20 protein-coding genes are annotated in these 22674 nt (G+C 72.6%); 11 read left to right on the top strand and 9 right to left on the bottom strand.

Annotation, left to right across the window (positions count from 1 at the left end):
- Positions 1-162: 162 nt before the first annotated feature.
- Positions 163-1200: a LacI family DNA-binding transcriptional regulator gene (locus ACIRC0_RS09870; protein ID WP_403613651.1), complete on the top strand. Its 1038-nt coding sequence runs from the start codon at positions 163-165 to the stop codon at positions 1198-1200.
- A gap of 341 nt (positions 1201-1541) precedes the next feature.
- Positions 1542-2150, top strand: coding sequence for an ABC transporter permease (locus tag ACIRC0_RS09865; RefSeq protein WP_403613649.1), 609 nt, complete (start codon positions 1542-1544; stop codon positions 2148-2150).
- A 91-nt stretch (positions 2151-2241) separates the two neighbouring features.
- Here the strand turns inward: ACIRC0_RS09865 and hutH are convergent, their stop codons facing one another.
- The 3 genes from hutH to ACIRC0_RS09850 form a co-directional block, all read right to left on the bottom strand.
- On the bottom strand, positions 2242-3780 hold the full coding sequence (gene hutH, locus ACIRC0_RS09860; RefSeq protein WP_403614698.1) for a histidine ammonia-lyase: 1539 nt from the start codon (positions 3778-3780) through the stop codon (positions 2242-2244).
- 117 nt (positions 3781-3897) lie between these two features.
- Positions 3898-5034, bottom strand: a complete 1137-nt coding sequence (locus ACIRC0_RS09855; RefSeq protein WP_403613646.1) for a diguanylate cyclase domain-containing protein — start codon at positions 5032-5034, stop codon at positions 3898-3900.
- Between the two features lie 317 nt (positions 5035-5351).
- Complete coding sequence (locus ACIRC0_RS09850) at positions 5352-6158, bottom strand: enoyl-CoA hydratase/isomerase family protein (protein WP_403613644.1); 807 nt, start codon at positions 6156-6158, stop codon at positions 5352-5354.
- Positions 6159-6387: 229 nt separating this feature from the next.
- Here ACIRC0_RS09850 and ACIRC0_RS09845 point away from each other — a divergent pair, with 229 nt between their 5' ends.
- Complete coding sequence (locus tag ACIRC0_RS09845) at positions 6388-6975, top strand: hypothetical protein (RefSeq protein WP_403613641.1); 588 nt, start codon at positions 6388-6390, stop codon at positions 6973-6975.
- Positions 6976-7028: 53 nt separating this feature from the next.
- On the opposite strand, the gene ACIRC0_RS09840 is transcribed toward ACIRC0_RS09845, so the two are convergent.
- Both ACIRC0_RS09840 and ACIRC0_RS09835 read right to left on the bottom strand, forming a co-directional pair.
- Positions 7029-8171, bottom strand: a complete 1143-nt coding sequence (locus ACIRC0_RS09840) for an adenylate/guanylate cyclase domain-containing protein (RefSeq protein WP_403613639.1) — start codon at positions 8169-8171, stop codon at positions 7029-7031.
- 252 nt (positions 8172-8423) lie between these two features.
- Positions 8424-9317, bottom strand: coding sequence for a biotin--[acetyl-CoA-carboxylase] ligase (locus ACIRC0_RS09835; RefSeq protein ID WP_403613636.1), 894 nt, complete (start codon positions 9315-9317; stop codon positions 8424-8426).
- Between the two features lie 159 nt (positions 9318-9476).
- Between ACIRC0_RS09835 and ACIRC0_RS09830 the strand changes: the two genes are divergently transcribed.
- From ACIRC0_RS09830 to ACIRC0_RS09815, 4 genes are all read left to right on the top strand, one after another.
- Positions 9477-11060 (top strand): acyl-CoA carboxylase subunit beta, encoded by a 1584-nt coding sequence (locus tag ACIRC0_RS09830; protein WP_403613633.1) that lies wholly within the window; start codon positions 9477-9479, stop codon positions 11058-11060.
- Positions 11061-11084: 24 nt separating this feature from the next.
- Positions 11085-11291 (top strand): acyl-CoA carboxylase epsilon subunit, encoded by a 207-nt coding sequence (locus ACIRC0_RS09825; protein WP_403613631.1) that lies wholly within the window; start codon positions 11085-11087, stop codon positions 11289-11291.
- 360 nt (positions 11292-11651) lie between these two features.
- Complete coding sequence (gene mmpB / locus ACIRC0_RS09820; protein WP_258053440.1) at positions 11652-11780, top strand: morphogenic membrane protein MmpB; 129 nt, start codon at positions 11652-11654, stop codon at positions 11778-11780.
- Positions 11781-11802: 22 nt separating this feature from the next.
- A complete protein-coding gene (locus ACIRC0_RS09815; protein ID WP_103840055.1) occupies positions 11803-12423 on the top strand; it encodes a nucleoside triphosphate pyrophosphatase in 621 nt (206 codons plus the stop codon).
- A 46-nt stretch (positions 12424-12469) separates the two neighbouring features.
- Here the strand turns inward: ACIRC0_RS09815 and ACIRC0_RS09810 are convergent, their stop codons facing one another.
- On the bottom strand, positions 12470-13003 hold the full coding sequence (locus ACIRC0_RS09810; RefSeq protein ID WP_403613627.1) for a hypothetical protein: 534 nt from the start codon (positions 13001-13003) through the stop codon (positions 12470-12472).
- 351 nt (positions 13004-13354) lie between these two features.
- On the opposite strand from ACIRC0_RS09810, the gene ACIRC0_RS09805 reads away from it, so the two are divergent.
- Positions 13355-15127, top strand: coding sequence for an acetyl/propionyl/methylcrotonyl-CoA carboxylase subunit alpha (locus tag ACIRC0_RS09805; protein ID WP_403613624.1), 1773 nt, complete (start codon positions 13355-13357; stop codon positions 15125-15127).
- Between the two features lie 195 nt (positions 15128-15322).
- Here ACIRC0_RS09805 and ACIRC0_RS09800 read toward each other — a convergent pair whose 3' ends face one another.
- Both ACIRC0_RS09800 and ACIRC0_RS09795 read right to left on the bottom strand, forming a co-directional pair.
- The gene (locus ACIRC0_RS09800) at positions 15323-16267 is read right to left on the bottom strand and encodes a DeoR/GlpR family DNA-binding transcription regulator (RefSeq protein WP_403613622.1); all 945 of its coding nucleotides are present in this window, start codon (positions 16265-16267) and stop codon (positions 15323-15325) included.
- A gap of 201 nt (positions 16268-16468) precedes the next feature.
- Entirely contained in the window at positions 16469-17917 is a 1449-nt protein-coding gene (locus ACIRC0_RS09795; protein WP_403613619.1) for an NAD(P)H-quinone dehydrogenase, read from the bottom strand.
- A 96-nt stretch (positions 17918-18013) separates the two neighbouring features.
- Here ACIRC0_RS09795 and ACIRC0_RS09790 point away from each other — a divergent pair, with 96 nt between their 5' ends.
- The 3 genes from ACIRC0_RS09790 (at position 18014) to ACIRC0_RS09780 (ending at position 21378) form a co-directional block, all read left to right on the top strand.
- Positions 18014-18454, top strand: coding sequence for a gamma-glutamylcyclotransferase (locus ACIRC0_RS09790; RefSeq protein WP_103837389.1), 441 nt, complete (start codon positions 18014-18016; stop codon positions 18452-18454).
- Between the two features lie 111 nt (positions 18455-18565).
- Positions 18566-19390 carry a purine-nucleoside phosphorylase gene (locus ACIRC0_RS09785; protein ID WP_200418981.1) on the top strand — a complete coding sequence of 275 codons (825 nt, stop codon included), beginning with the start codon at positions 18566-18568 and terminating at the stop codon, positions 19388-19390.
- Between the two features lie 356 nt (positions 19391-19746).
- Entirely contained in the window at positions 19747-21378 is a 1632-nt protein-coding gene (locus tag ACIRC0_RS09780) for a phospho-sugar mutase (RefSeq protein WP_403613616.1), read from the top strand.
- Between the two features lie 579 nt (positions 21379-21957).
- Here ACIRC0_RS09780 and ACIRC0_RS09775 read toward each other — a convergent pair.
- Positions 21958-22656: a PH domain-containing protein gene (locus ACIRC0_RS09775; RefSeq protein ID WP_403613614.1), complete on the bottom strand. Its 699-nt coding sequence runs from the start codon at positions 22654-22656 to the stop codon at positions 21958-21960.
- Between the last annotated feature and the right edge of the window lie 18 nt (positions 22657-22674).

Here is a 22674-nt window from a genome sequence, read left to right as displayed (position 1 = left end):
ACGGATGTTCGGGATGCTGTGCGGGGGGTTCGGTTCAGACCATTTCTGCTACGCTTTTGCAGCGCTGCAGAAGTGTTAACCCACAACTTGCCGCGCTGCAAGAGGTAACGCAGCGGAAACTTCAACCGGCTCGAACCCGGCTGCACCGGACGAAGGTGAGATATGGGAAGAGGCGTGACCCTGCGCGACGTCGCGGCCCGCGCGGGCGTCTCCAGCCGCACCGTGTCCAACGTGGTGAACGGCTACGCACCGGTCTCCGAGGCCACCCGCGCCCGCGTCCAGCAGGCCGTGGACGAACTCGGCTACCGGCCGAACGTGCTGGCCCGCAACCTCGCCGCCGGGCGCTCGGGCCAGATCGCGGTGGTCGTGCCGTATCTCGACACGCCGTACTTCGCCGAACTGCTGCAGGGCATCATCCGCGCGGCCCGGGTACAGGGTTACAACGTCCTGATCGACCAGACCGACGGCGACGCGGAGCACGAGAGGCTGTTCCTCAGCGGCGGCTCCCAGCAACTGCTGTTCGACGGCGTCATCTTCAGCCCGCTCGGCCTCGCCCAGTCCGACCTGGCCGTCCGCGATCCGGTCCTTCCGCTGGTGGTGCTCGGCGAGCGGGTCAGCGACGGCGGCTTCGACCACGTCGGCATCGACGACGTCACCGCCTCCCGCGAGGCCACCGAGCACCTGCTCGGCCTCGGCCGGCGGCGTGTCGCGGCGATCGGCGACCAGCCCTACCGCACCGGTGAGGCGGCCCAGCTGCGCACCCGCGGCTTCCGGCTGGCCCACGAGCGCGCCGGGATCCCCGTACGGGAGGAGCTGATCATCTCCACCCCGCGCTTCAACCGCTCCGACGGCGCCACGGCGATGGCACACCTGCTCGACCTCGAGGAGCCGCCGGACGCGGTGTTCTGCTACAGCGACCTGGTGGCGCTGGGTGCGATGCACACGCTGGCCGCGCGCGGGCTGCGCGTCCCGGAGGACGTGGCGATCGTCGGCTACGACGACATCGAGGACGGCCGCTACTCCAACCCGTCCGTCACCACGGTCTCCCCGGACAAGAAGATGATCGCGGAGACGGCGGTGGAGCGGCTGCTGAAGCGGATCGGCAGCCCGACGCCCGTACCGGGGCTGGAGATCCGGGCGCCGCACCGACTGGTGGTGCGGGAGAGCACGGTGGGCCGGCGGGCGGCGGGGGCGGAGTAGCGAGGGGCTGTGCCGCGGCGCTGGGCCGGCGGGCAGCGCAAGCGAGGGGTTTCAGTCGGCGGTGGTGCGCGCTCTCTGCCGCATGCGGCCGATGTGTCCGCCGTGGGCTTCGCCGACGTGCGGGATGCTCGGACAGAGCCAGGACGTGTCGATCGAGGGGGCGCGCGGGGGGCGGTCCGTTCTCCAGGACGACCTGGCCAGGGGCCGGTGGATGCGGGGGCCCGGAGAGGTGGTGGCCTCCGGCAGGTTCCTGTCCAAGTACGGTCTGCGTCTCGGGCGACTCGTTCACACTGGCCGCGGCGGACGGGCGGCAGGAGCGTGTGACCCTGGTCGGGGAAGTCATGTCCGGGCCTGCGGACTGGATGCGCGCGGACTGGACGACGGTGACCGCCCTGATGCCGGATGCGCAGGCCGACCAGTACTGGGTGCGGCTCACTCCTGGAGCGGATGTCGGCGCCTATGTGACGGCCGTTCGGGCCGCCGATCCCGGCCTGTACCCGAGCGAGAAGACCTCGGTGAACGCCGGGACGGTGACCGTGATCAGTTCCGCGTCCGCGCTGACCGTGATGCTGTCGGTGGTCGCCGCGATGGGGGTGTTCAACACGGTCGTTCCGAGCAGCCGGGAGCGGCGGCGCGACCTGGGGACGCTGAAGTCGATCGGCATGACACCACGGCAGGTCACGGTGATGCTGGTGGTGTCCATGGCCGGGCTCGGCCTGCTCGGCGGGCTCCTGGGGCTGCCGCTGGGAGTCGCGGCCTACCGCCTGGTGATCCCGATGACCGAGCACAGCGCCCATCTCGCCTTCCCGGCACGGATGCTGGACGTGTGGCATCCGGGCTCGGTGGCCCTGCAGGCCCTGGCCGGGGTGGCGATCGCCGCACTGGGCGCGGTGATACCGGCGCGTGCGGCGGCCCGGCAGACCATCGCCCGGGTCCCGCGCACCGAGTGAGGGCGCGCCGCGTCGGACGAGGTGGTCAGGCCTTCTCCGGCAGGTGCCCGCACGCGGGGCCACCCCCTGGGGCGGCCCCGCACCGGGTGCTTCAGGCCAGCGGTCCTGTGACCGACTCCACCGCCGCGAGCAGGCGGCCGTCACGCAGGAACGCGTCCGCCGCCGCGAGGTCCGGGGCCAGGAACCGGTCCGGGCCGGGGCCCTCGGCGCCCGCCTTGCGCAGGGCGGTGATCGCCGCCTGGCTGGCGGGGGCCGGGGTCAGGCCCTCACGCAGTTCGATGGCGCGGGTCGCAGCGTACAGCTCGATCGCGAGGACACGGGTCAGGTTGTCCACCGCCGTACGCAGCTTGCGGGCGGCCGACCAGCCCATGGAGACGTGGTCCTCCTGCATCGCGGAAGACGGGATCGAGTCGGCGGAGGCCGGTACGGCGAGCCGCTTCATCTCGCTGACCAGCGCCGCCTGCGTGTACTGGGCGATCATCAGGCCCGAGTCGACGCCCGCGTCGTCCGCGAGGAACGGCGGCAGGCCGTGTGAGCGGTTCTTGTCGAGCAGCCGGTCCGTGCGGCGCTCGGCGATGGACGCGAGGTCGGCCGCCGCGATGGCGAGGAAGTCCAGCACGTACGCCACCGGCGCGCCGTGGAAGTTGCCGTTGGACTCGACACGCCCGTCGGGCAGGACCACCGGGTTGTCGACGGCCGAGGCCAGCTCGCGCTCGGCGACCAGGCGGGCATGGGCCAGCGTGTCCCGTCCGGCGCCCGCGACCTGGGGGGCGCACCGCACCGAGTAGGCGTCCTGGACGCGCGGCGCGTCGTCCTGGTGGTGGCCCGTCAGACCCGAGTCCTTCAGCACCGCCAGCATGTTGGCGGCCGACGCGCCCTGCCCGGGGTGCGGGCGGATGGCGTGCAGCTCCGGCGCGAGGACCTTGTCCGTGCCGAGCAGCGCCTCCAGGGAGAGCGCGGCCGTGATGTCGGCCGACTTGTACAGGGTGTCCAGGTCGGCGAGGGCCATGAGCAGCATGCCGAGCATGCCGTCGGTGCCGTTGAGAAGCGCGAGGCCCTCCTTCTCGCGCAGCTCGACGGGGGCGATGCCGTGCTCGGCGAGGAGTTCGCCGGCGGGACGTACGACGCCGTCGGGGCCCTCGGCCTCGCCCTCGCCCATGAGGGTCAGCGCACAGTGGGACAGCGGGGCGAGGTCGCCGGAGCAGCCGAGCGAGCCGTACTCGTGCACGACCGGGGTGATGCCGGCGTTGAGAATGTCGGCCATGGTCTGCGCGACCTCGGGGCGCACGCCGGTGTGTCCCGAGCAGACCGTCTTCAGCCTGAGGAACATCAGCGCGCGCACGACCTCCCGCTCCACCCGGGGGCCCATGCCCGCCGCGTGCGAGCGGACGATGTTGCGCTGCAGCTGGGTGCGCATCTCCTGGCTGATGTGCCGGGTCGCCAGCGCGCCGAAGCCGGTGCTGACCCCGTAGACGGGGTCCGGCTTCGCGGCCAGCGCGTCCACGATCCCGCGGGCCGCCGCCAGGGCCGTCAGGGCTTCCTCGGAGAGCTCGATCCGGGCGTCCGCGCGCGCCACGGCGAGAACGTCGGAAGCGGTCACCCCGGACGTCCCCACCACCACAGTGTGCATATCCATATTCAGGAGCGTACGCAGTGAATTCCAAGATGTCACCAGTGGGGTGCGGGTTCACCCCTTACCGACCTCCGCCGGCTCAGTGCCGGCCACGGAACCTGGCCTCCGGGCAGCTCAGTGCCGGCCACGGAACCTGCGGCGTTCCCCGGCGGGCGGCGGCTCGTCGGCCAGGCGCACGACGGGGTCGTCCGGTCCCTCGCGGCCGGCGACCACGGGCTTCGGGGCGTGCAGGGCCTTCGCCCGGTACTGGGCCGCGTCGGCGAGCCGGAACAGCCGGCGGGCCGAGCGGACCGGGCCGATCGGGTCCTGGGTGGAGGCGACCCCGCAGGCGACACCGTCGCCGATCTCCAGTTCGGCGGCCCGGCGGCACACCTCGTCGGCGGCCCGCACCACCTCGTCGGCCGACGGGCCCACCGTCAGCAGGCAGAACTCGTCACCGCCGAGCCGGGCGACCAGCGCACCCGGCAGCATGGCACCGCACAGCGACAGCACCGACCCGAAACGTTCCAGCAGCCGGTCGCCCACGGCGTGTCCCTGTGTGTCGTTGACCCGCTTGAGCCCGTTGACATCGCAGACGACGAGCGAGACCACGACCCCGTCGGCCCGGTGCTGTTCGATCGCCTCCTCCAGACGCACGTCGACGGCACGGCGGTTGGCGAGGCCGGTGAGGGCGTCGGTGAACGCGAGCCTGCGGGCCTCCTCCAGGCGCTCGGTCTGCGCGATGCCGGCGGCCACGACGGAGGCGAGGACGGTGGCGAAGTCGGCGTCGTCGCCGTCGAAGGAGGGCTCACCGGCCGGGCGCGCCACATACAGCTCGCCCCAGGCGCGGCCGTGCAGCACCACGGGCGCGACGACACAGCAGCCCCGGCCGCGCCGCCGCAGCGCCGCGACCCGCTGGTGGCAGTATCCGGCGTGGCCCGCGGCCGGCCCCTCGGCGGTCTCCACCCAGGCGCTCGGGCCGCCGCCGCCCGCCCAGCGCTCGTGCAGGAACTCGGTGATCTCCGGGAACTGGTGCACCGGGTAGGCCTCGTGCTCGGGGAACTCCTCCTCCTCGGGCGCGCGCTCCCCCACGTTGACGAGGACCCGCAGCCGTCCGGCCTCCCGCTCCCACACCGACAGCGCGGCGAAGTTCCCGGCGAGCGCCCGGCACGCGCCCAGCGCGGCGGCCCGCCAGGCCTCGCGCGGAGTGTGCGCCGCCGCCATGCCCTGCGCCAGCGCCACCACGGCCCTCAGCCGACTGTCCTCAGCCACGACTCCAGGCTAGGGCGTGTCCCGAAGGTCCCGCCTGCCTCGCGAGGCCGTGCACCCACTGTCGCCGCGGGCGAAAACCGACGTACGTCCAGTACGAGGGCTTCCGCCCGGCACTCCCCCAAGCCTCTTCGAGCAGGGGGTGCCCCAGGGCAGGCACCTGACGCCGCAAGGCCGCCCTTCGGGCGAACGACGGGACCTCCGCGACACGTCCTGGGCCCGTGTCGCGGACCTTCCCGGCGTCGCGACGCCCGCGCTCGTCCACTACTCCTGGGCCGTGTCGCGGACCTTCGCGGCGTCGCGACGCCCGCGCTCGTCCGCTACTCCCCCGGCCACTGCGGCGTGCGCTTGTCGTTGAAGGCGGCCACGCCTTCCGCACGGTCGCCGGAGAACGCCACCGAACGCCATGCCGCGTCCTCGACCTCCAGCCCGGTGCGCAGGTCCAGGCCGTGGCCGAGCCGCAGGGCGCGCTTCGCGGCGCGCAGGCCGACCGGGGAGTTCGCGGCGATCCGGGCGGCGAGGGCGAGCGCCTCCTCACGGTCCCGGCCCTGCGGTACGAGGTCGTCGACGAGGCCCAGCTCCCGCGCCTCGCCCGCTTCCAGGCGCCGGGCGGTGAAGATCAGCTCCGCGGCGCGCGCGGCGCCCACGCGGCGGGGCAGCAGCTGCGTGCCGCCGCCGCCGGGGATGACCCCCACGGACACCTCGGGAAGCCCCACCACCGCGGTGGAGTCCGCCACGATCAGGTCGCAGGACAGGGCCAGCTCGAAGCCGCCACCCAGCGCGAAGCCGTGCACGGCGGCGATCGTCGGCATCGGCAGCTCCAGGACGCCGGTGTAGGCGGCGCGGGCGAGGGGGCGCTGGCGCATCAGGTCGGCGTCCGTGAAGGAGTTGCGCTCCTTCAGGTCCGCGCCCACGCAGAACGCCCGCTCGTGCGTCGACGTCACCACCGTCACCCGGGCGTCCCGGTCGGCGGACAGATGCGCGCACGCGTCGGCGATCGAGCGGGCCATGTCCGTGGACACCGCGTTCATCGCCTTGGGCCGGTCCAGCGCCAGCTCCGCGACATACCCGTGCCGCCGCACGACGACGTACTCGCCGAACCGCCGCTCGTCCCCCTGCTCCGCCATGACACCCTCCCGGTTAACGCGGGTTAACTACACGACGCCCCGATCATCGCAGCCGAGGCGGCCCCGCGAAAGCCGCCGCGCACCTTCGGCGGGTGTGGGCCATTGACCGGCCCCTGTCCCCGTTCGGGTGAATTCGAGGCACCTCCGCATCGCCCGCCCCCTGTCCCCACATAATCTGCGCACCGCTACGGCACTTGGGGGAGTGCGGGCGACCGGGGAGGGACGGGCGATGACGGACACGGCCACCGACGACACCACGACGACGGTGCACAACGGCCCCGGGCCCCTCTGGTTCCGCCCGATGGGCCGGCACCGCAAGCCCCGCCACCGGCGCCTGGCTCTCGCCGTCGGCGGGTTCGCGCTCGCCGCCGGGGCCCTGAGCCTCGTACGCCTGGCACCCGAGTCGGTGACGGGCGGGGGCGGCACCGCGGAGGCCGAGCCCCGGATCGGCGCCGCCCAGACCGCGGCGACAGCCGGGAGCGTGCCGTCCAGGGGGGCCGCGGGGCCGTCGACGACCGCCCTCAAAGGAAAGGCGAGCGCGGCGCCGGCCCTCTCGGGTGACCCGAGCCCGTCCGGGCGTCCGGCCACGCCGACCCCGCGCGTCACGGATCCCGCGACCGGCATCCCGGAGGCACCCTCGACCCCCACGGCTTCTCGTTCACAGGCCCCCGAGCCCCCGGTCACGACGCCGGCCGCGCCGCCGTCCGCTCCGCCCCCCAACGCGACCACTCAGGCACCCGCGCCGTCGGCACCGGCCACCTCGAACCCCCCGGGGCTGTGCGTGCCGCTCGTGGGGCTGTGCGTCCACGGCCTGTGAAGCCACACCGACCCACACCGACCCACACTGACCGCGAGGACCGGGAGGAGCGCCTACGCCCCCGGCCCGTCCCGCCGGGTCAGCAGCCACGGCTCGATCACACCGAGGCCGCGCACCGGCCGCTGCCACATCGGCTGGAGCGCGAAGCGGTAGGTGGGCGGCTCCTTGCCCTCCTTCTCGGCGGCGGCCGCGGCCTCCGCGGCCTCCGTCTCCGAGGCGGGGGCCTCGGCCGTGCGGATCAGCTCCACTGCGAAGTCGTGGTCCACCAGGACGGCGTCGCGGGGCGCTATCGACGTGAGCCGGCTGGCCAGGTTCACCGTCGTGCCGAAGACATCGCCCATCCGGGTGGTGACCGTGCCGAAGGCGATGCCGACCCGCAACTCCGGCATGGTCTCGTCGTTCGCCATGGTCTCGATCAGGCGCAGGGCGATCTCCGCGGCCGTACCGGCGTCGTCCGCCGCGTAGAGCACCTCGTCGCCGAGCGTCTTGATGAGCCGCCCGCCGTGCGCGGCGACCAGGTCGGCCGCGGTGGTCTCGAACGCCTCGACGAGTTCGCCGAGCTCCTCCTCCTCCATGCGGCGCGTCAGGCGGGTGAAGCCGACGAGGTCCGCGAAGCCGACGGCGAGGCGGCGGTCGACCATCTCCTCGTCGTCCGCGGCCTGCACCACCCGGCCGGTGGCGGCGGCGAGCTGGCGCCGCCAGACGTAGACGAGGAACTCCTCCAGTTCCGGCAGGAGCAGCTCGACCAGCGGGTACGTCACCTCGGTGCGGGTCATGCCGGGCTCGGGCGGCTCGGTCAGGCCCTCCAGGAAGGAGTCGATCTGCCACTCGGCCAGGCGGGCGGTGGTCTGTCCGGTGGAGCGGGCCACCTGTACGGCCATGGCCTCGCTGAGCAGTCCCGCCTCGACGAGACCGGCCAGGCGCCGCAGAGCGAGGACGTCGGCCTCGGTCAGGGCCCTGGCCTGGCCTATGTCGGCGAAGCCCATGGCCCGCCAGAAGCGGGACGCCAGTTCCATCGAGACGCCCGCGCTGCGGGCCGCCTGGAAGGGGGTGTAACGGCGCTCGGCCCCCAGGATGAGCTGCTCGAGGCGGAGCGCGAGGGGGTTCTCCTCGGACTCGGCGTGTGCGTCGCGCCCCGGATCACCGTCGGGGGCGGGGTGTACGCCCGTGCCCGAGCCCGTGTCGTCGACGGTCACGCGTGCTGCCCTTCCGATCTGCCGCGGTCAGGTATCGACCGCGGTCAACTCTACGGCAGGTGTGCGGTAGCTCACTCCCCAGCGGGCTCACCGGGCGCCACGCGGCACGTAGCCGGCGTCGGTGACGGCACCCGGCGTCGGGCTGACCCACCTGGGGCTCCGCCCCGGACCCCCGTGTCGGCCTTCGGCCTCGTCCTCGAACTCCCCCAAGCTCTCCGAGCAGGGAGGGCCCCCGGACGGGCTGAGAGACGCTCACGCAGGCCGCAAGTGCACGACATCCCCGGCACCCACCGGCTCCTGCATCCCTTCCTCCGTCGCCAGTACGAGGCGCCCGTCACCGTCGATCGCCACCGCCTCCCCCGTGATCGAGCGGTTGCCCGGGAGTTCCGCTCGGACCAGGCGGCCCAGGGTCGCGCTGCCCGCCGCGTACGTCTCCTGCAGGCCGCTCGCCGCCGGGTCGCCGTCCGCCGCGCGCCAGCGGCCGTACCAGTCCTCCAAGGAACGCAGTACCGCACGCAGCAGCGGGTCGCGGTCGGTGGTGCGGGCGCCCGCCAGGGCGAGGGAGCCCGCCGTGGGCACCGGCAGCTCGTCCTGGCGCAGGGTGACGTTGATGCCGATGCCGATCACGACCCCCTCGTTCCCGGCCCGTTCGGCGAGGATCCCGCCGGTCTTGCGCTCCTCCTCGCCCACGGTGACCAGCACGTCGTTGGGCCACTTGAGTGCCGTGTCGACGCCGGCCGCCTGCGCGAGTCCTGTCGCGACGGCGACTCCGGCCAGCAGCGGCAACCAGCCCCAGCGGGCCACGGGCACCTCGGCCGGGTTGAGCAGGACCGAGAAGAACAGCCCGGAGCGGGGCGGAGCCGTCCAGACCCGGTCCAGCCGCCCGCGTCCCGCGTTCTGCTCCTCGGCGACCAGGACGGCGCCCTCGGCGGCCTGACCGGCCGTGGCGCGGGCGACCAGGTCGGAGTTGGTGGACCCGGTGCGCTGCACCACGTCGACCCCGGTCCACAGCCCGCCCTCGCGCACCAGCCCCCGGCGCAGCGCGGCGGTGTTCAGGGGTGGGCGGTCCAGGTCGGACCAGCGGCTGCCCTCACCTGCGGCACCGTTCGACCTGTCGTTCGCGTCAGAGGAATCTCGCGGCATCATGCAAGCCACCCTAGGTGTGGTAAACGCCGCACTGCCGATCGGTAGGCACAGCACTACGCTACGGATGAGTAACCGTCCCTTCTTCTGAGCACTTACAGCACCTACAGGTAGCACCTCACCCTCACGTCCCCACTTGAGCAGGCAGGGAGCCGCATCCCGATGTCCGAGCCGGAAGAGATCGACATTCACACGACCGCGGGAAAGCTCGCGGACCTGCAGCGCCGCGTACAGGAGGCGACGCACGCCGGCTCGGAGCGCGCGGTCGAGAAACAGCACGCGAAGGGCAAGCTGACGGCCCGTGAGCGCATCGAACTTCTGCTCGACGAGGACTCGTTCGTCGAGCTCGACGAGTTCGCCCGGCACCGCTCCACCAACTTCGGGCTCGAGAAGAACCGCCCGTACGGAGACGGTGTCGTCACCGGCTACGGGACCGTGGACGGCCGCCCGGTCGCGGTCTTCTCCCAGGACTTCACGGTCTTCGGCGGGGCGCTGGGCGAGGTCTACGGGCAGAAGATCGTCAAGGTGATGGACTTCGCCCTGAAGACCGGCTGTCCGGTCATCGGCATCAACGACTCCGGTGGCGCCCGGATCCAGGAAGGCGTCGCCTCGCTCGGCGCGTACGGGGAGATCTTCCGGCGCAACACGCACGCCTCCGGTGTCATCCCGCAGATCTCACTCGTCGTGGGTCCGTGCGCGGGCGGTGCCGTCTACTCGCCGGCCATCACCGACTTCACGATCATGGTCGACCAGACCTCGCACATGTTCATCACCGGCCCGGACGTCATCAAGACGGTCACCGGCGAGGACGTCGGCTTCGAGGAGCTGGGCGGCGCCCGCACCCACAACTCCACCTCCGGCGTGGCCCACCACATGGCCGGGGACGAGAAGGACGCGATCGAGTACGTCAAGCAGCTGCTGTCGTACCTGCCGTCGAACAACCTCAGCGAGCCCCCGGCCTACCCGGAGGAGGCGGACCTCACCGTCACCGAGGAGGACCGCGAGCTGGACACGCTGGTGCCGGACAGCGCGAACCAGCCGTACGACATGCACACGGTGATCGAGCACGTCCTGGACGACGGCGAGTTCTTCGAGACGCAGCCGCTGTTCGCGCCGAACATCCTCACCGGCTTCGGCCGGGTCGAGGGCCGCCCGGTGGGCATCGTCGCCAACCAGCCGATGCAGTTCGCCGGCTGCCTGGACATCGACGCCAGCGAGAAGGCCGCCCGTTTCGTGCGGACGTGCGACGCCTTCAACGTCCCGGTCATCACCTTCGTCGACGTGCCCGGCTTCCTGCCCGGCGTCGGCCAGGAGCACGAGGGCATCATCCGCCGCGGCGCCAAGCTGATCTTCGCCTACGCCGAGGCCACCGTCCCGCTGATCACGGTGATCACCCGCAAGGCGTTCGGCGGGGCCTACGACGTCATGGGCTCCAAGCACCTGGGCGCCGACCTCAACCTCGCCTGGCCGACCGCCCAGATCGCCGTCATGGGCGCGCAGGGCGCGGTCAACATCCTGCACCGGCGCACGATCGGCGAGGCCGACGACCCGGAGGCGACCCGGGCGCGGCTGATCCAGGAGTACGAGGACACGCTCCTCAACCCGTACGTCGCGGCCGAGCGCGGTTACATCGACGCGGTGGTCATGCCGTCGGACACCCGCCGCCACATCGTCCGCGGCCTGCGTCAGCTGCGCACGAAGCGGGAATCCCTTCCCCCGAAGAAGCACGGCAACATCCCTCTGTAACCCGCGGGACCCTTGGGAGCCGTCATGAACATCAAGGTCATACGGGGCAATCCGACCCCGGAGGAGCTGGCCGCCGCCCTGGCGGTGGTCCGCGTCCGCGCCGCGGCGGCGGCCGCCACGCCGTCCGGCGCGGCGCAGCGGGACTCCTGGGCCGACCCGGCCCGTGTCGCCACCCACCGCGTCCCCCAGCCGGGCCCGACGGCCTGGGCCCGGACCTACTGGCCCGGCTGACCCGCGGCCCCTCGGCCACGTCCGGGGCGTCTGGGCCACCGCCCGCCTCGCCGCGGCGGCGGCCCGAGTGGGCGCGCACACCCGGCACGTCCGCGACGGCTTCCGACGTCCGGCACGTCCGCGACGGCCCAGGCACGTCCGGCCTTCGCGACGGCTTCGGCACGTCCGGCACCTTCGCGACGGCTTCGGCCGTCACCAGCACCCCGCGTCGTCCGGTGCAGGTGACCGCCGAAGCCGTGTGCCGTCGGCAGTCGGCAGTCGGAAGTCGGGCGGCCAGACGGCCTGGCCCGGCGGTCGGCGCCAGAAGTTGAGTACGGGTACTCAGGCGCCGCCGCGGCTGGCCGCCGGACGATGGAAGGCATGCTGTGGTCCGACCCCGAGAACGAGCCGCCCGAGGAACTCCGCGAGACACAGGAGATGTTGAGGCGGCTGGGGGTCCTCATGGCGCTGGCCATGGTGCTGGCGATGATCATCATCGGCACCAGATGAGGGCCGCCTATACGCTGAGCGCATGACCGATCAGCCGCGCCGCCGTCTCGTTCTCGCCTCCCAGTCCCCCGCTCGGCTCGGACTGCTCCGACAGGCCGGGCTCGACCCCGAGGTGATCGTCAGCGGGGTCGACGAGGACGCCGTCACCGCCCCGACCCCCGCCGAACTCGCGCTCGCGCTCGCCGAGGCCAAGGCCTCCGTCGTGGCGGCGAAGCCCGAAGTCAAGGGCGCCCTGGTGATCGGCTGCGACTCCGTGCTCGACCTGGACGGCGAGGCCCTCGGCAAACCCTCGGACGCCGAGGAGGCGACGGCCCGCTGGAAGTCGATGCGCGGCCGGGCGGGCACGCTCCAGACCGGCCACTGCGTCTACGACACGGTCAGCGGGCGGTACGCGTCCGCCACCGCGTCCACCGTGGTCCGCTTCGGTGAGCCGACGGACGAGGAGATCGCCGCCTACGTGGCCTCCGGCGAGCCTCTCCACGTCGCCGGAGCGTTCACGCTCGACGGCCGCTCGGCGCCCTTCATCGACGGCATCGACGGCGACCACGGCAACGTCATCGGCATCTCGCTGCCCCTCATCCGCCGGCTGCTGGCCGAACTGGGCGTGGGCATCACGGAGTTGTGGGCACCGCGGGAGCGGTGAGCGAGGCAAGCCCGGGCTCTGTCGTGACGACAGGGCCCGGCGACGTTCAGGGGGTGACGGGCGCGGGGCCGCCGTCCTCCAGAGGCCCGGCCCGCTCCGGGGACTCGGCGGGCTCCGGGGCCTGCCGCGCGGCCCTGTCGCCGTCCTCCGGGCCGCCGCCGGCGGGCGGCGCACCGGCCGACGCGGCTCCAGGGCGGTCGTACGTCATCAGGGTGAGCACGATCAGTGCGAGCACCAGCATCATGAACCCGAACGCGCCCCAGCCGACCAGGCCCACCACGAACGCCCCGAGCAGGCCGTGCACCACCGCGGCGCTGATCAGCAGGATGCGCCAGACGCCGGACGGCGCTCGGTCGCGCACGGCGACCAGCAGGGCGGCCAGCCCGCACACCGCGAAGTAGAGCCCGAAGACGACACCGGCAGCCTTCGACGACACGGACATGGCGTGCGGATCGACGCCGGCCATGGACATGTTCTGCCGGTCGACGACCACTCCGAGGAACCAGTTCAGCAGCGCGACACCGAACGCCTCCACGAAGAGGACGATCGCCACGACCCATGCCACCGGTCTGCGGACCACCGGCCTCCACCCACCTTCGAGTGCCCTGGGGTTTCCTTCAGCATCGCGAACGCTACTAACGGGTAAACCTTCGGACAAGAGGTCCGGCAGGAGCAAAGATTCGTTGGGCCATTAGTAGGGACTCCACAAAGAAACACGACGGGCGGCGGGACTACTTCATAGAGACCTTCGCCACGTCGGAGGGCTAGGGTTTTCCGGTGGATTCCCATGTGCGGCGGTGCGACAAGGGACTTCGCAGGTTGAGTGAGCCTCGTTTCACGCTCCGTGTGGGCAAGCTCACCACTGGGGATGGGTCGAAACGTCGTGTCGGCAGTCCCTAAACTCGGCTTGTTTCAAGGAGAGGGAGCCAACGTGCGCAAGGTGTTGATCGCCAACCGTGGCGAAATCGCTGTCCGCGTCGCCCGGGCCTGCCGGGACGCCGGGATCGCCAGCGTGGCCGTGTACGCCGATCCGGACCGGGACGCCGTGCACGTCCGCGCCGCGGACGAGGCGTTCGCCCTGGGCGGTGACACCCCGGCCACCAGCTACCTGGACATCGACAAGGTCCTGCAGGCCGCCAAGGACTCCGGCGCGGACGCCGTCCACCCCGGCTACGGCTTCCTCTCCGAGAACGCGGACTTCGCCCAGGCGGTGCTCGACGCCGGGCTGATCTGGATCGGCCCGCCGCCGCAGGCCATCCGCGACCTGGGCGACAAGGTCGCCGCCCGCCACATCGCCCAGCGCGCCGGCGCCCCGCTGGTCGCCGGCACCCCCGACCCCGTCTCCGGGGCCGAGGAGGTCGTCGCCTTCGCCGAGGAGCACGGGCTGCCGATCGCCATCAAGGCCGCCTTCGGCGGTGGCGGACGCGGCCTGAAGGTCGCCCGCACCCTGGAAGAGGTCCCCGAGCTGTATGAGTCGGCGGTGCGCGAGGCGGTGGCCGCGTTCGGCCGCGGCGAGTGCTTCGTCGAGCGCTACCTGGACCGGCCGCGGCACGTGGAGACCCAGTGCCTGGCCGACAAGCACGGCAACGTGGTCGTCGTCTCCACCCGTGACTGCTCGCTGCAGCGCCGGCACCAGAAGCTGGTCGAGGAGGCCCCGGCGCCGTTCCTGAACGAGGAGCAGGTCGCCGAGCTGTACCGCGCCTCGAAGGCCATCCTGAAGGAGGCCGGCTACGAGGGCGCGGGCACCTGCGAGTTCCTGGTCGGCCAGGACGGCACCATCTCCTTCCTCGAGGTCAACACCCGTCTGCAGGTCGAGCACCCGGTCACCGAGGAGGTCGCCGGGATCGACCTGGTCCGCGAGATGTTCCGCATCGCCGACGGCGAGCCGCTCGGTTACGGCGACCCCGAACTGCGCGGCCACTCCTTCGAGTTCCGCATCAACGGCGAGGACCCCGGCCGCAACTTCCTCCCGGCCCCCGGCACCGTGACGACGTTCGCCCCGCCGTCCGGCCCCGGCGTGCGCCTGGACGCGGGCGTGGAGTCGGGATCGGTGATCGGCCCGGCGTGGGACTCGCTGCTGGCCAAGCTCATCGTGACCGGCCGCACCCGCAAGGAGGCCCTGCAGCGGGCCGCCCGCGCGCTGGAGGAGTTCCAGGTCGAGGGCATGGCCACGGCGATCCCGTTCCACCGCAAGGTGGTCACCGACCCCGCGTTCGCTCCGGAGGTGCACGGGCAGGACGGCCCGTTCACGGTCCACACCCGCTGGATCGAGACCGAGTTCGTCAACGACATCAAGCCCTTCACCGCCCCCGCCGAGGCGGAGGCCGAGGAGGAGCCGGGCCGCGAGACGGTCGTCGTCGAGGTCGGCGGCAAGCGCCTGGAGGTCTCCCTCCCGTCGTCCCTGGGCATGTCCCTGGCCCGCACGGGCCTGGCGGCCGGCGCGAAGCCGAAGCGGCGCGCGGCCCGCAAGTCGGGGCCCGTGGCCTCGGGTGACACCCTCGCCTCGCCGATGCAGGGCACGATCGTGAAGGTCGCGGTCGAGGAGGGCCAGGAGGTCAAGGAAGGCGACCTGGTCGTCGTCCTGGAGGCCATGAAGATGGAGCAGCCGCTGAACGCGCACAAGGCGGGCACCATCAAGGGTCTGAGCGCGGAGGTCGGTGCCTCCATCACCTCCGGTGCCGCGATCTGCGAGATCAAGGACTGACGGCACGCTCTGACCGACACGGACGGCACAACGCCCGGCGGACCGGAAGGACCGGACCCGCCGGGCGCCTGCTTGCCTGACGGCTGTCCGTGAGCCGAGTCGTCCGACGGACGAGGAGTCGGGCGGGGCGGGCGCCGTTCGGCGCCGGCCACCCGGATCGTGGCCCCGGCGGGGCCGAACGCCTGCGACCGTGTGTCAGCGGCGGCGCAGGTCCGCCACCCGGGCGCGCTCTCCGGAGGAGTGCTCGCCGAGGGCCGTGGCACTGCGGAGCTGTGGCCCGGGGGCCTGGCCGCGACGGGGCCCGGGGAGGGGCACGTCCCGACGTTGCCGGCCGCCCGCCGGGACCGGATCCGCGGCCGAGGCCCCGGCGACCGCGATCTGCACACCCTGGTCGGCCAGCGCCTGCAGCTCCGTCGCCGCGCGGTCGTCGTGCGCCGGGGGCTCGTCCGTCACCAGTCGGGTGATGACGTCCGTCGGCACGGTCTGGAACATCGTGTCCGCGCCCAGCTTGGTGTGGTCGGCGAGCACGACCACCTCGGCCGCCGCCTGGACCAGCGCCCGGTCCACGGACGCGGACAGCATGTTCGACGTGGACAGGCCGCGCTCGGCGGTGAGTCCGCTCCCGGACAGGAATGCCTTGGAGACCCTGAGACCCTGGAGGGACTGCTCCGCGCCGCTGCCGACAAGGGCGTAGTTCGAGCCGCGCAGGGTGCCGCCGGTCATGACCACCTCGACGCGGTTGGCGTGCGCCAGCGCCTGGGCGACCAGGAGCGAGTTGGTGACGACGGTCAGCCCGGGCACCCGCGCGAGCCGGCGGGCCAGCTCCTGCGTGGTCGTACCCGCTCCGACGACGATGGCCTCGCCCTCTTCGACGAAGCTCGCGGCGAGGTCGGCGATGGCCGTCTTCTCGGCGGTCGCGAGGTGGGACTTCTGCGGGAAGCCGGACTCCCGGGTGAACCCGCCCGGCAGGACCGCACCGCCGTGCCGGCGGTCGAGGAGTCCTTCGGCCTCCAGTGCGCGCACGTCCCGCCGTACGGTCACTTCGGAGGTCTGGACGACGCGGGCGAGCTCACGGAGCGACACTGCCCCGTTGGCCCGCACCATTTCGAGGATCAGTTGGCGACGTTCTGCAGCGAACACGAAACTGACAGTAACCCCAACGACCGTCTGCTTTCAGCAGTTTGCGCCGAATAACAGAAGTTGTTCGCACGGCAGGACGGAAAGTGGTATAGGCGCCCGACCCATGCCCATCCGGGCCGCCCCTGCCGCGCGCATCGTCGGCCGCCCGCCGTGACCAGCCGCCTGACCTGCGGGTCGGCCGGAAAGCGGGCGCCCGGGCCGTCAGCCTTCGCCCGATGTCTTCCGGGTGTGCAGCTGCCGTGCCACCTCGGCGATCGAGCCCGACAAGGACGGGTACACGGTGAAGGCGTTCGCGATCTGTTCGACCGTCAGATTGTTGTCGACCGCGATCGAGATGGGATGGATCAGTTCCGAGGCGCGCGGCGCGACCACGACACCGCCGACGACGATCCCCGTGCCCGGGCGGCAGAAGATCTTCACGAAGCCGTCGCGGATGCCCTGCATCTTCGCGCGCGGGTTGCGCAGCAGCGGCAGCTTGACGACGCGGGCGTCGATCTTGCCCGCGTCCACGTCGGCCTGCGTGTAGCCGACGGTGGCGATCTCGGGGTCCGTGAAGACGTTCGAGGAGACGGTCTTCAGGTTGAGCGGGGCCACCGCGTCGCCCAGGAAGTGGTACATGGCGATACGTCCCTGCATCGCGGCCACGGACGCCAGCGCGAAGACACCGGTCACGTCACCGGCCGCGTACACGCCCGGAGCCGTCGTCCGGGAGACCTTGTCCGTCCAGATGTGCCCGGACTCGCGCAGCTTGACCCCGGCTTCCTCCAGGCCCATCCCGCTGCTGTTGGGTATGGCGCCGACGGCCATCAGGCAGTGCGAGCCGGTGATCACGCGGCCGTCGGAGAGGGTGACCTCGACCCGGTCGCCCACGCGCTTGGCGGACTGCGCACGGGAACGGGCCATGACGTTCATGCCGCGGCGCCGGAAGACCTCCTCCAGGACGGCGGCGGCGTCGGGGTCCTCGCCCGGCAGCACACGGTCGCGCGAGGAGACGAGGGTGACCTTGGACCCGAGGGCCTGGTAGGCGCCGGCGAACTCGGCACCGGTGACACCGGACCCGACGACGATCAGCTCTTCGGGCAGCTCGTCGAGGTCGTAGACCTGGGTCCAGTTCAGGATCCGCTCGCCGTCGGGCTGCGCGTCGGGCAGCTCGCGCGGGTGGCCGCCGGTGGCGATGAGCACGGCGTCGGCGGTGAGCGTCTCCTCGCTGCCGTCCGCGGCGCGCACGACGACCTTGCGCGAGCCGTCCAGGCCCTGCATGCCCTCCAGCCGGCCGCGGCCGCGCAGGACCCGGGCGCCGGCGCGCGTGACGGAGGCGGTGATGTCGTGGGACTGGGCGAGCGCGAGCCGCTTGACCCGTCGGTTGACCTTGCCGAGGTCGACCCCGACCACGCGAGCGGCCCGCTCCAGGGGCGGCGTGTCGTCGGCGACGATGATTCCGAGCTCTTCGTACGACGAGTCGAAGGTGGTCATCACCTCGGCCGTCGCGATGAGTGTCTTGGACGGCACGCAGTCGGTCAGCACCGACGCCCCGCCCAGACCGTCGCAGTCGACGACGGTCACCTCCGCGCCGAGTTGTGCGGCCACCAGCGCCGCTTCGTATCCGCCGGGTCCGCCACCGATGATCACGATCCGAGTCACGTACTCCATTGTCCCGCACCCTTCGGGCGGCGCTCCTCCAGGGGGCGGCCGGTGATGCTTCTGTTACGGCAGAGGCGCCCGAAACGCTGCCGTACCCTCGACTCCATGTCGCTCTACGCCGCGTACGCCGGCAACCTCGACGCGCGGCTGATGACCCGCCGCGCTCCCCATTCGCCGCTGCGCGCCACGGGCTGGCTGAACGGCTGGCGGCTGACCTTCGGGGGCGAGCACATGGGGTGGGAGGGCGCCCTGGCGACGATCGTGGAGGACCCGCTGTCGCAGGTCTTCGTCGCGCTGTACGACATCGCGCCGATGGACGAGGAGTCGATGGACCGCTGGGAGGGCGTGGGCCTCGACGTCTACCGCCGGCTGCGCAGCGTCCGCGTCCACACGCTGGACGGCGAGGAGACGGCATGGACGTACGTCCTCAACGCCTACGAGGGCGGCCTCCCCTCGGCCCGCTACCTGGGCGAGATCGCGGACGCGGCGGAGTCCGCGGGGGCGCCGCACGACTATGTGATGGAGCTGCGCAAGCGGCCCTGCTGACCCGTTTCGCCGCGTTTTCCTCCCTTTCACCGAAAACGGCAAGACAACGATCGCATTGCCGTGACCTCCGTCATCTACGCGCGTAGGCAAAGACCGGCTACCCTCATGCGCGTGAACGCATCTCTTCTTCCGGACGACATCCAGGGCGACCCCTACGCCGCCGCCGACGCCGCCGCCGCGCGCCTGCGCGAGCTGACGGGCGCCGAGACCCACGACGTCGCCCTCGTGATGGGCTCCGGCTGGGCTCCGGCCGTCGACGCCCTCGGCGCACCCGCCGCCGAGCACCACGTCACCGAGCTGCCCGGCTTCCCGCCCCCGGCCGTCGAGGGCCACGGCGGCAAGATCCGCTCGTACCGGATCGGCGACAAGCGTGCCCTGGTCTTCCTCGGCCGGACGCACTACTACGAGGGCCGCGGCGTCGCCGCCGTCGCGCACGGCGTCCGCACCGCCGTCGCCGCCGGCGCCAAGACGGTCGTGCTGACCAACGGCTGCGGCGGCCTGCGCGAGACGATGCGCCCGGGCCAGCCGGTCCTGATCAGCGACCACATCAACCTGACCGCGACCTCCCCGATCGTCGGCGCGAACTTCGTCGACCTCACCGACCTGTACTCCCCGCGCCTGCGCGCCCTGTGCAAGGAGATCGACCCCACCCTCGAGGAGGGCGTCTACGCGCAGTTCACCGGCCCGCACTACGAGACCCCGGCGGAGATCCGCATGGCCCGCACCATCGGCGCGGACCTGGTCGGCATGTCGACGGTCCTCGAGGCGATCGCCGCGCGCGAGGCGGGCGCCGAGGTCCTGGGCATCTCCCTGGTCACGAACCTCGCCGCCGGTATGACGGGCGAGCCGCTGAACCACGAGGAGGTCCTTCAGGCGGGCCGCGACTCCGCCACGCGGATGGGCGCGCTGCTGGCGCAGGTGCTGGAACGGCTGTAGGGCACCGTCGCACGGGGTGCCCTCCCTCTCGGGGCTCCGCCCCCGGATCCCCGGGTCGGCCTTCGGCCTCGTCCTCGAACTCCCCGAGCTCTTCGGGCAGGGGAGACCCCCAGACAGGCTGACTGCGCCGGCCTGGGCCGAGAGGCGCCGACCGACATGCCGCGGCACCCGGCTCCCGCACCTACCCGGCCGCCGTGCTGCACTGGACGGGAAAGCGAATGCCCGACGCACCCGCCCGCCCGACGCACCTGCCCGCCCGACGCACCTGCCCGCCCGACGCACCTGCCCGCCGCCACACACACCCGCCCACACACATACGCAACGCCACCGACCACACGACGAGAGGTTGACCCGACGTGCACGACGAACTCATCGCACGGGCCAAGGCGTGGCTGGCCGAGGACCCCGACGCGGACACCCGTGACGAACTCGCCAAGCTCATCGACGCCGAGGACCACGCCGAGCTCGCCGCGCGTTTCAGCGGCACCCTCCAGTTCGGCACCGCCGGCCTGCGCGGCGAACTCGGCGCCGGCCCGATGCGCATGAACCGCTCGGTGGTCATCCGCGCCGCCGCCGGCCTCGCCGCGTATCTCAAGGCCAAGGGTCACGGCGACGGCCTCGTCGTCATCGGCTACGACGCCCGCCACAAGTCCGCCGACTTCGCCCGGGACACCGCGGCCGTCATGACGGGCGCGGGTCTGCGCGCGGCCCTCCTTCCCCGCCCCCTGCCCACCCCCGTCCTCGCCTTCGCCATCCGGCACCTCGGCGCGGTCGCCGGCGTGGAGGTCACCGCCAGCCACAATCCGCCGCGCGACAACGGCTACAAGGTCTACCTCGGCGACGGTTCCCAGATCGTGCCCCCGGCGGACGCCGAGATCGCGGCCGAGATCGACGCGATCACGACCCTCACCGCTGTCCCCCGCCCGGAAGCCGGCTGGGACACCCTGGACGACAGCGTCCTCGAGGCCTACCTCGCCCGCACGGACGCCGTCCTCGCCGCGGACTCCCCGCGCATCGCCCGCACCGTCTACACGGCGATGCACGGCGTCGGCAAGGACGTCCTCCTCGCGGCCTTCGCCCGGGCCGGCTTCCCCGAGCCGGTCCTCGTCGCTGAGCAGGCCGAACCCGACCCAGACTTCCCGACCGTCGCCTTCCCCAACCCGGAAGAGCCCGGCGCCATGGACCTGGCCTTCGCCAAGGCCCGCGAGACGGACCCCGACCTGGTCATCGCCAACGACCCGGACGCCGACCGCTGCGCCGCCGCCGTCAAGGACGGCACCGACTGGCGCATGCTCCGCGGCGACGAGGTCGGCGCCCTGCTGGCGGCCCACCTGGTCCGGCGCGGCGCGCGCGGCACCTTCGCCGAGTCGATCGTCTCCTCCTCCCTCCTCGGCCGCATCGCCGAGAAGGCGGGCCTGCCGTACGAGGAGACCCTCACCGGCTTCAAGTGGATCGCCCGTGTCGAGGGCCTGCGCTACGGCTACGAGGAGGCGCTCGGCTACTGCGTGGACCCGGACGGCGTACGCGACAAGGACGGCATCACCGCGGCGCTCCTGATCACGGAGCTCGCCTCGCAGCTGAAGTCCGAGGGCCGCACGCTCCTGGACCTCCTCGACGACCTCGCCGTCGAGCACGGCCTGCACGCCACCGACCAGCTCTCGGTCCGCGTCCAGGACCTGTCGCTCATCGCCGCCGCGATGCGCCGCCTGCGCGAGCAGCCTCCGACCGCGCTGGCGGGCCTGCCCATCACGAAGTCGGAGGACCTCACCCGGGGCACGGACACGCTCCCGCCCACGGACGGCCTGCGCTACACGCTCGACGGCGCCCGCGTGATCGTCCGCCCCAGCGGTACGGAGCCGAAGCTCAAGTGCTACCTGGAGGTCGTGGTCCCGGTCACGGCGCACGCCGACCTCCCGGCGGCCCGGGCAAGGGCCACCGAGCTACTGGCGTCGATCAAGCGCGACCTGTCGGCGGCGGCCGGCATCTGACCGGCCTCGGCCGCTCGGTTGCGGCCTGGCCGTGGCTGCCGCGGTGGCGGGTACCTCGCATGGAAGGCTGCCCGCCCCGGGGCCGGGGGCCGGGGTTGCTATGACGCCAACCGCACCCGCAAGGGGGATGGGAGACCGTGCCGCGTGGCGGGCGCCGCCCGCCGGGGTGTCTGCCCGAAAACTGCAACAGAAAGCGCAGATGTGCTGCACTCTGCGCACCCACCCACCCACTACCCACCGGCCGTACGCCGCTTTGCCGACCCGGCGTGCATCCGAGACGCTGATGCGCCGCCCAACCCCCAGCACATTCCAGACACCAGGTTCCTTGAACTCCGCCGGGCCCCCCGTTCCTCCGGGCCGCTCGCTCGCTTCTCACCCGTGCTGGAGCGGGACTGGTCAAGGGTCGGCCGCAGGCCGATCGGCGCAGCCGACGCGGAACGCAGCGCAGCGGAGTGCAGCGCCCTTGACCCGGCCCGCGCAAGCACGACCCTGACAGAGAAGCGAGCGGCCCGACAGCCACTCCCCGACCACCGGACGACCCCAGGCAACCCCCGAGCAACCCCGGCCCCCGGCCTCCGCTCAGCCCACCGCCAGCAGAATCGCCAGCACCACCGCTCCCGCGACCGCCGGCCCGGCGATCTCGTAGGCCCAGCGGACCGTCACCTCGCCCTGAGCCGTCTCCTCGTTCTCTCGGGTCTCGTGCAGCCGGCGCAGGTCATCCATGATCTGGTCGGTCCCGGCGCGGACGGGACCGGTCGGGCCTGCGGGGCCCCCCGGGCCGGCGTCCAGCGCGCCGAGGCCGAAGGGACGAGGCCGCAACTGCCGGTCCCTCCCGGGATCCCCCGCCCCGGCGGCCCGCGCCTGCTGCCGTGCCGCCCTCTTGCGTGCCCGCATCGACACGGGCACAGCCCACAGCTGGTACTTGGTGCCGGACTTGGCGATGACCTCGTTCGAGTAGCCCGAGCGCAGAGCGGCGACCTGGCCCCAGGGCAGGACGATCACGCGGAAGGGGTTGCGGATGCGCAGCCGATCGTCGTTGGCGTACACGGCCGGCCGCAGGGTGAAGGCGACCACCAGCGGTACGACGAGGATCATCGCGGCGAGCACCAGCCACGGGGTGCGGCCGTGGCCGGTGAACAGCGCGTCGAAGCCGAGCCACGCGACGATGACGAGCAGCAGGACACCGCCCGCGATTCCTCCGGACGACCGGTGGACCCGGTCCCTGAACTCGGGGGCCGGCGGCTGCGGCGCTGGTGACTCGTGCTCGGGCGTCGTCATGGTCCCGATTCTGCACGA

It is taken from the genome of Streptomyces sp. NPDC093984, from assembly GCF_044764595.1.
GTDB lineage: Bacteria > Actinomycetota > Actinomycetes > Streptomycetales > Streptomycetaceae > Streptomyces > Streptomyces cynarae.
Note: the sequence above shows the minus strand (reverse complement) of the source record. Positions and strands in the feature narration are given on the sequence as shown.

What these genes read in the sequence shown, in the direction of transcription:
- ACIRC0_RS09870 (WP_403613651.1), top strand. Translation starts at nt 163, where the DNA reads ATGGGAAGAGGCGTGACCCTGCGCGACGTCGCGGCCCGCGCGGGCGTC.
- ACIRC0_RS09865 (WP_403613649.1), top strand. Translation starts at nt 1,542, where the DNA reads ATGTCCGGGCCTGCGGACTGGATGCGCGCGGACTGGACGACGGTGACC.
- hutH (WP_403614698.1), bottom strand. Translation starts at nt 3,780, where the DNA reads ATGCACACTGTGGTGGTGGGGACGTCCGGGGTGACCGCTTCCGACGTT.
- ACIRC0_RS09850 (WP_403613644.1), bottom strand. Translation starts at nt 6,158, where the DNA reads ATGGCGGAGCAGGGGGACGAGCGGCGGTTCGGCGAGTACGTCGTCGTG.
- ACIRC0_RS09845 (WP_403613641.1), top strand. Translation starts at nt 6,388, where the DNA reads ATGACGGACACGGCCACCGACGACACCACGACGACGGTGCACAACGGC.
- ACIRC0_RS09835 (WP_403613636.1), bottom strand. Translation starts at nt 9,317, where the DNA reads ATGATGCCGCGAGATTCCTCTGACGCGAACGACAGGTCGAACGGTGCC.
- ACIRC0_RS09830 (WP_403613633.1), top strand. Translation starts at nt 9,477, where the DNA reads ATGTCCGAGCCGGAAGAGATCGACATTCACACGACCGCGGGAAAGCTC.
- ACIRC0_RS09825 (WP_403613631.1), top strand. Translation starts at nt 11,085, where the DNA reads ATGAACATCAAGGTCATACGGGGCAATCCGACCCCGGAGGAGCTGGCC.
- mmpB (WP_258053440.1), top strand. Translation starts at nt 11,652, where the DNA reads ATGCTGTGGTCCGACCCCGAGAACGAGCCGCCCGAGGAACTCCGCGAG.
- ACIRC0_RS09815 (WP_103840055.1), top strand. Translation starts at nt 11,803, where the DNA reads ATGACCGATCAGCCGCGCCGCCGTCTCGTTCTCGCCTCCCAGTCCCCC.
- ACIRC0_RS09795 (WP_403613619.1), bottom strand. Translation starts at nt 17,917, where the DNA reads ATGGAGTACGTGACTCGGATCGTGATCATCGGTGGCGGACCCGGCGGA.
- ACIRC0_RS09790 (WP_103837389.1), top strand. Translation starts at nt 18,014, where the DNA reads ATGTCGCTCTACGCCGCGTACGCCGGCAACCTCGACGCGCGGCTGATG.
- ACIRC0_RS09775 (WP_403613614.1), bottom strand. Translation starts at nt 22,656, where the DNA reads ATGACGACGCCCGAGCACGAGTCACCAGCGCCGCAGCCGCCGGCCCCC.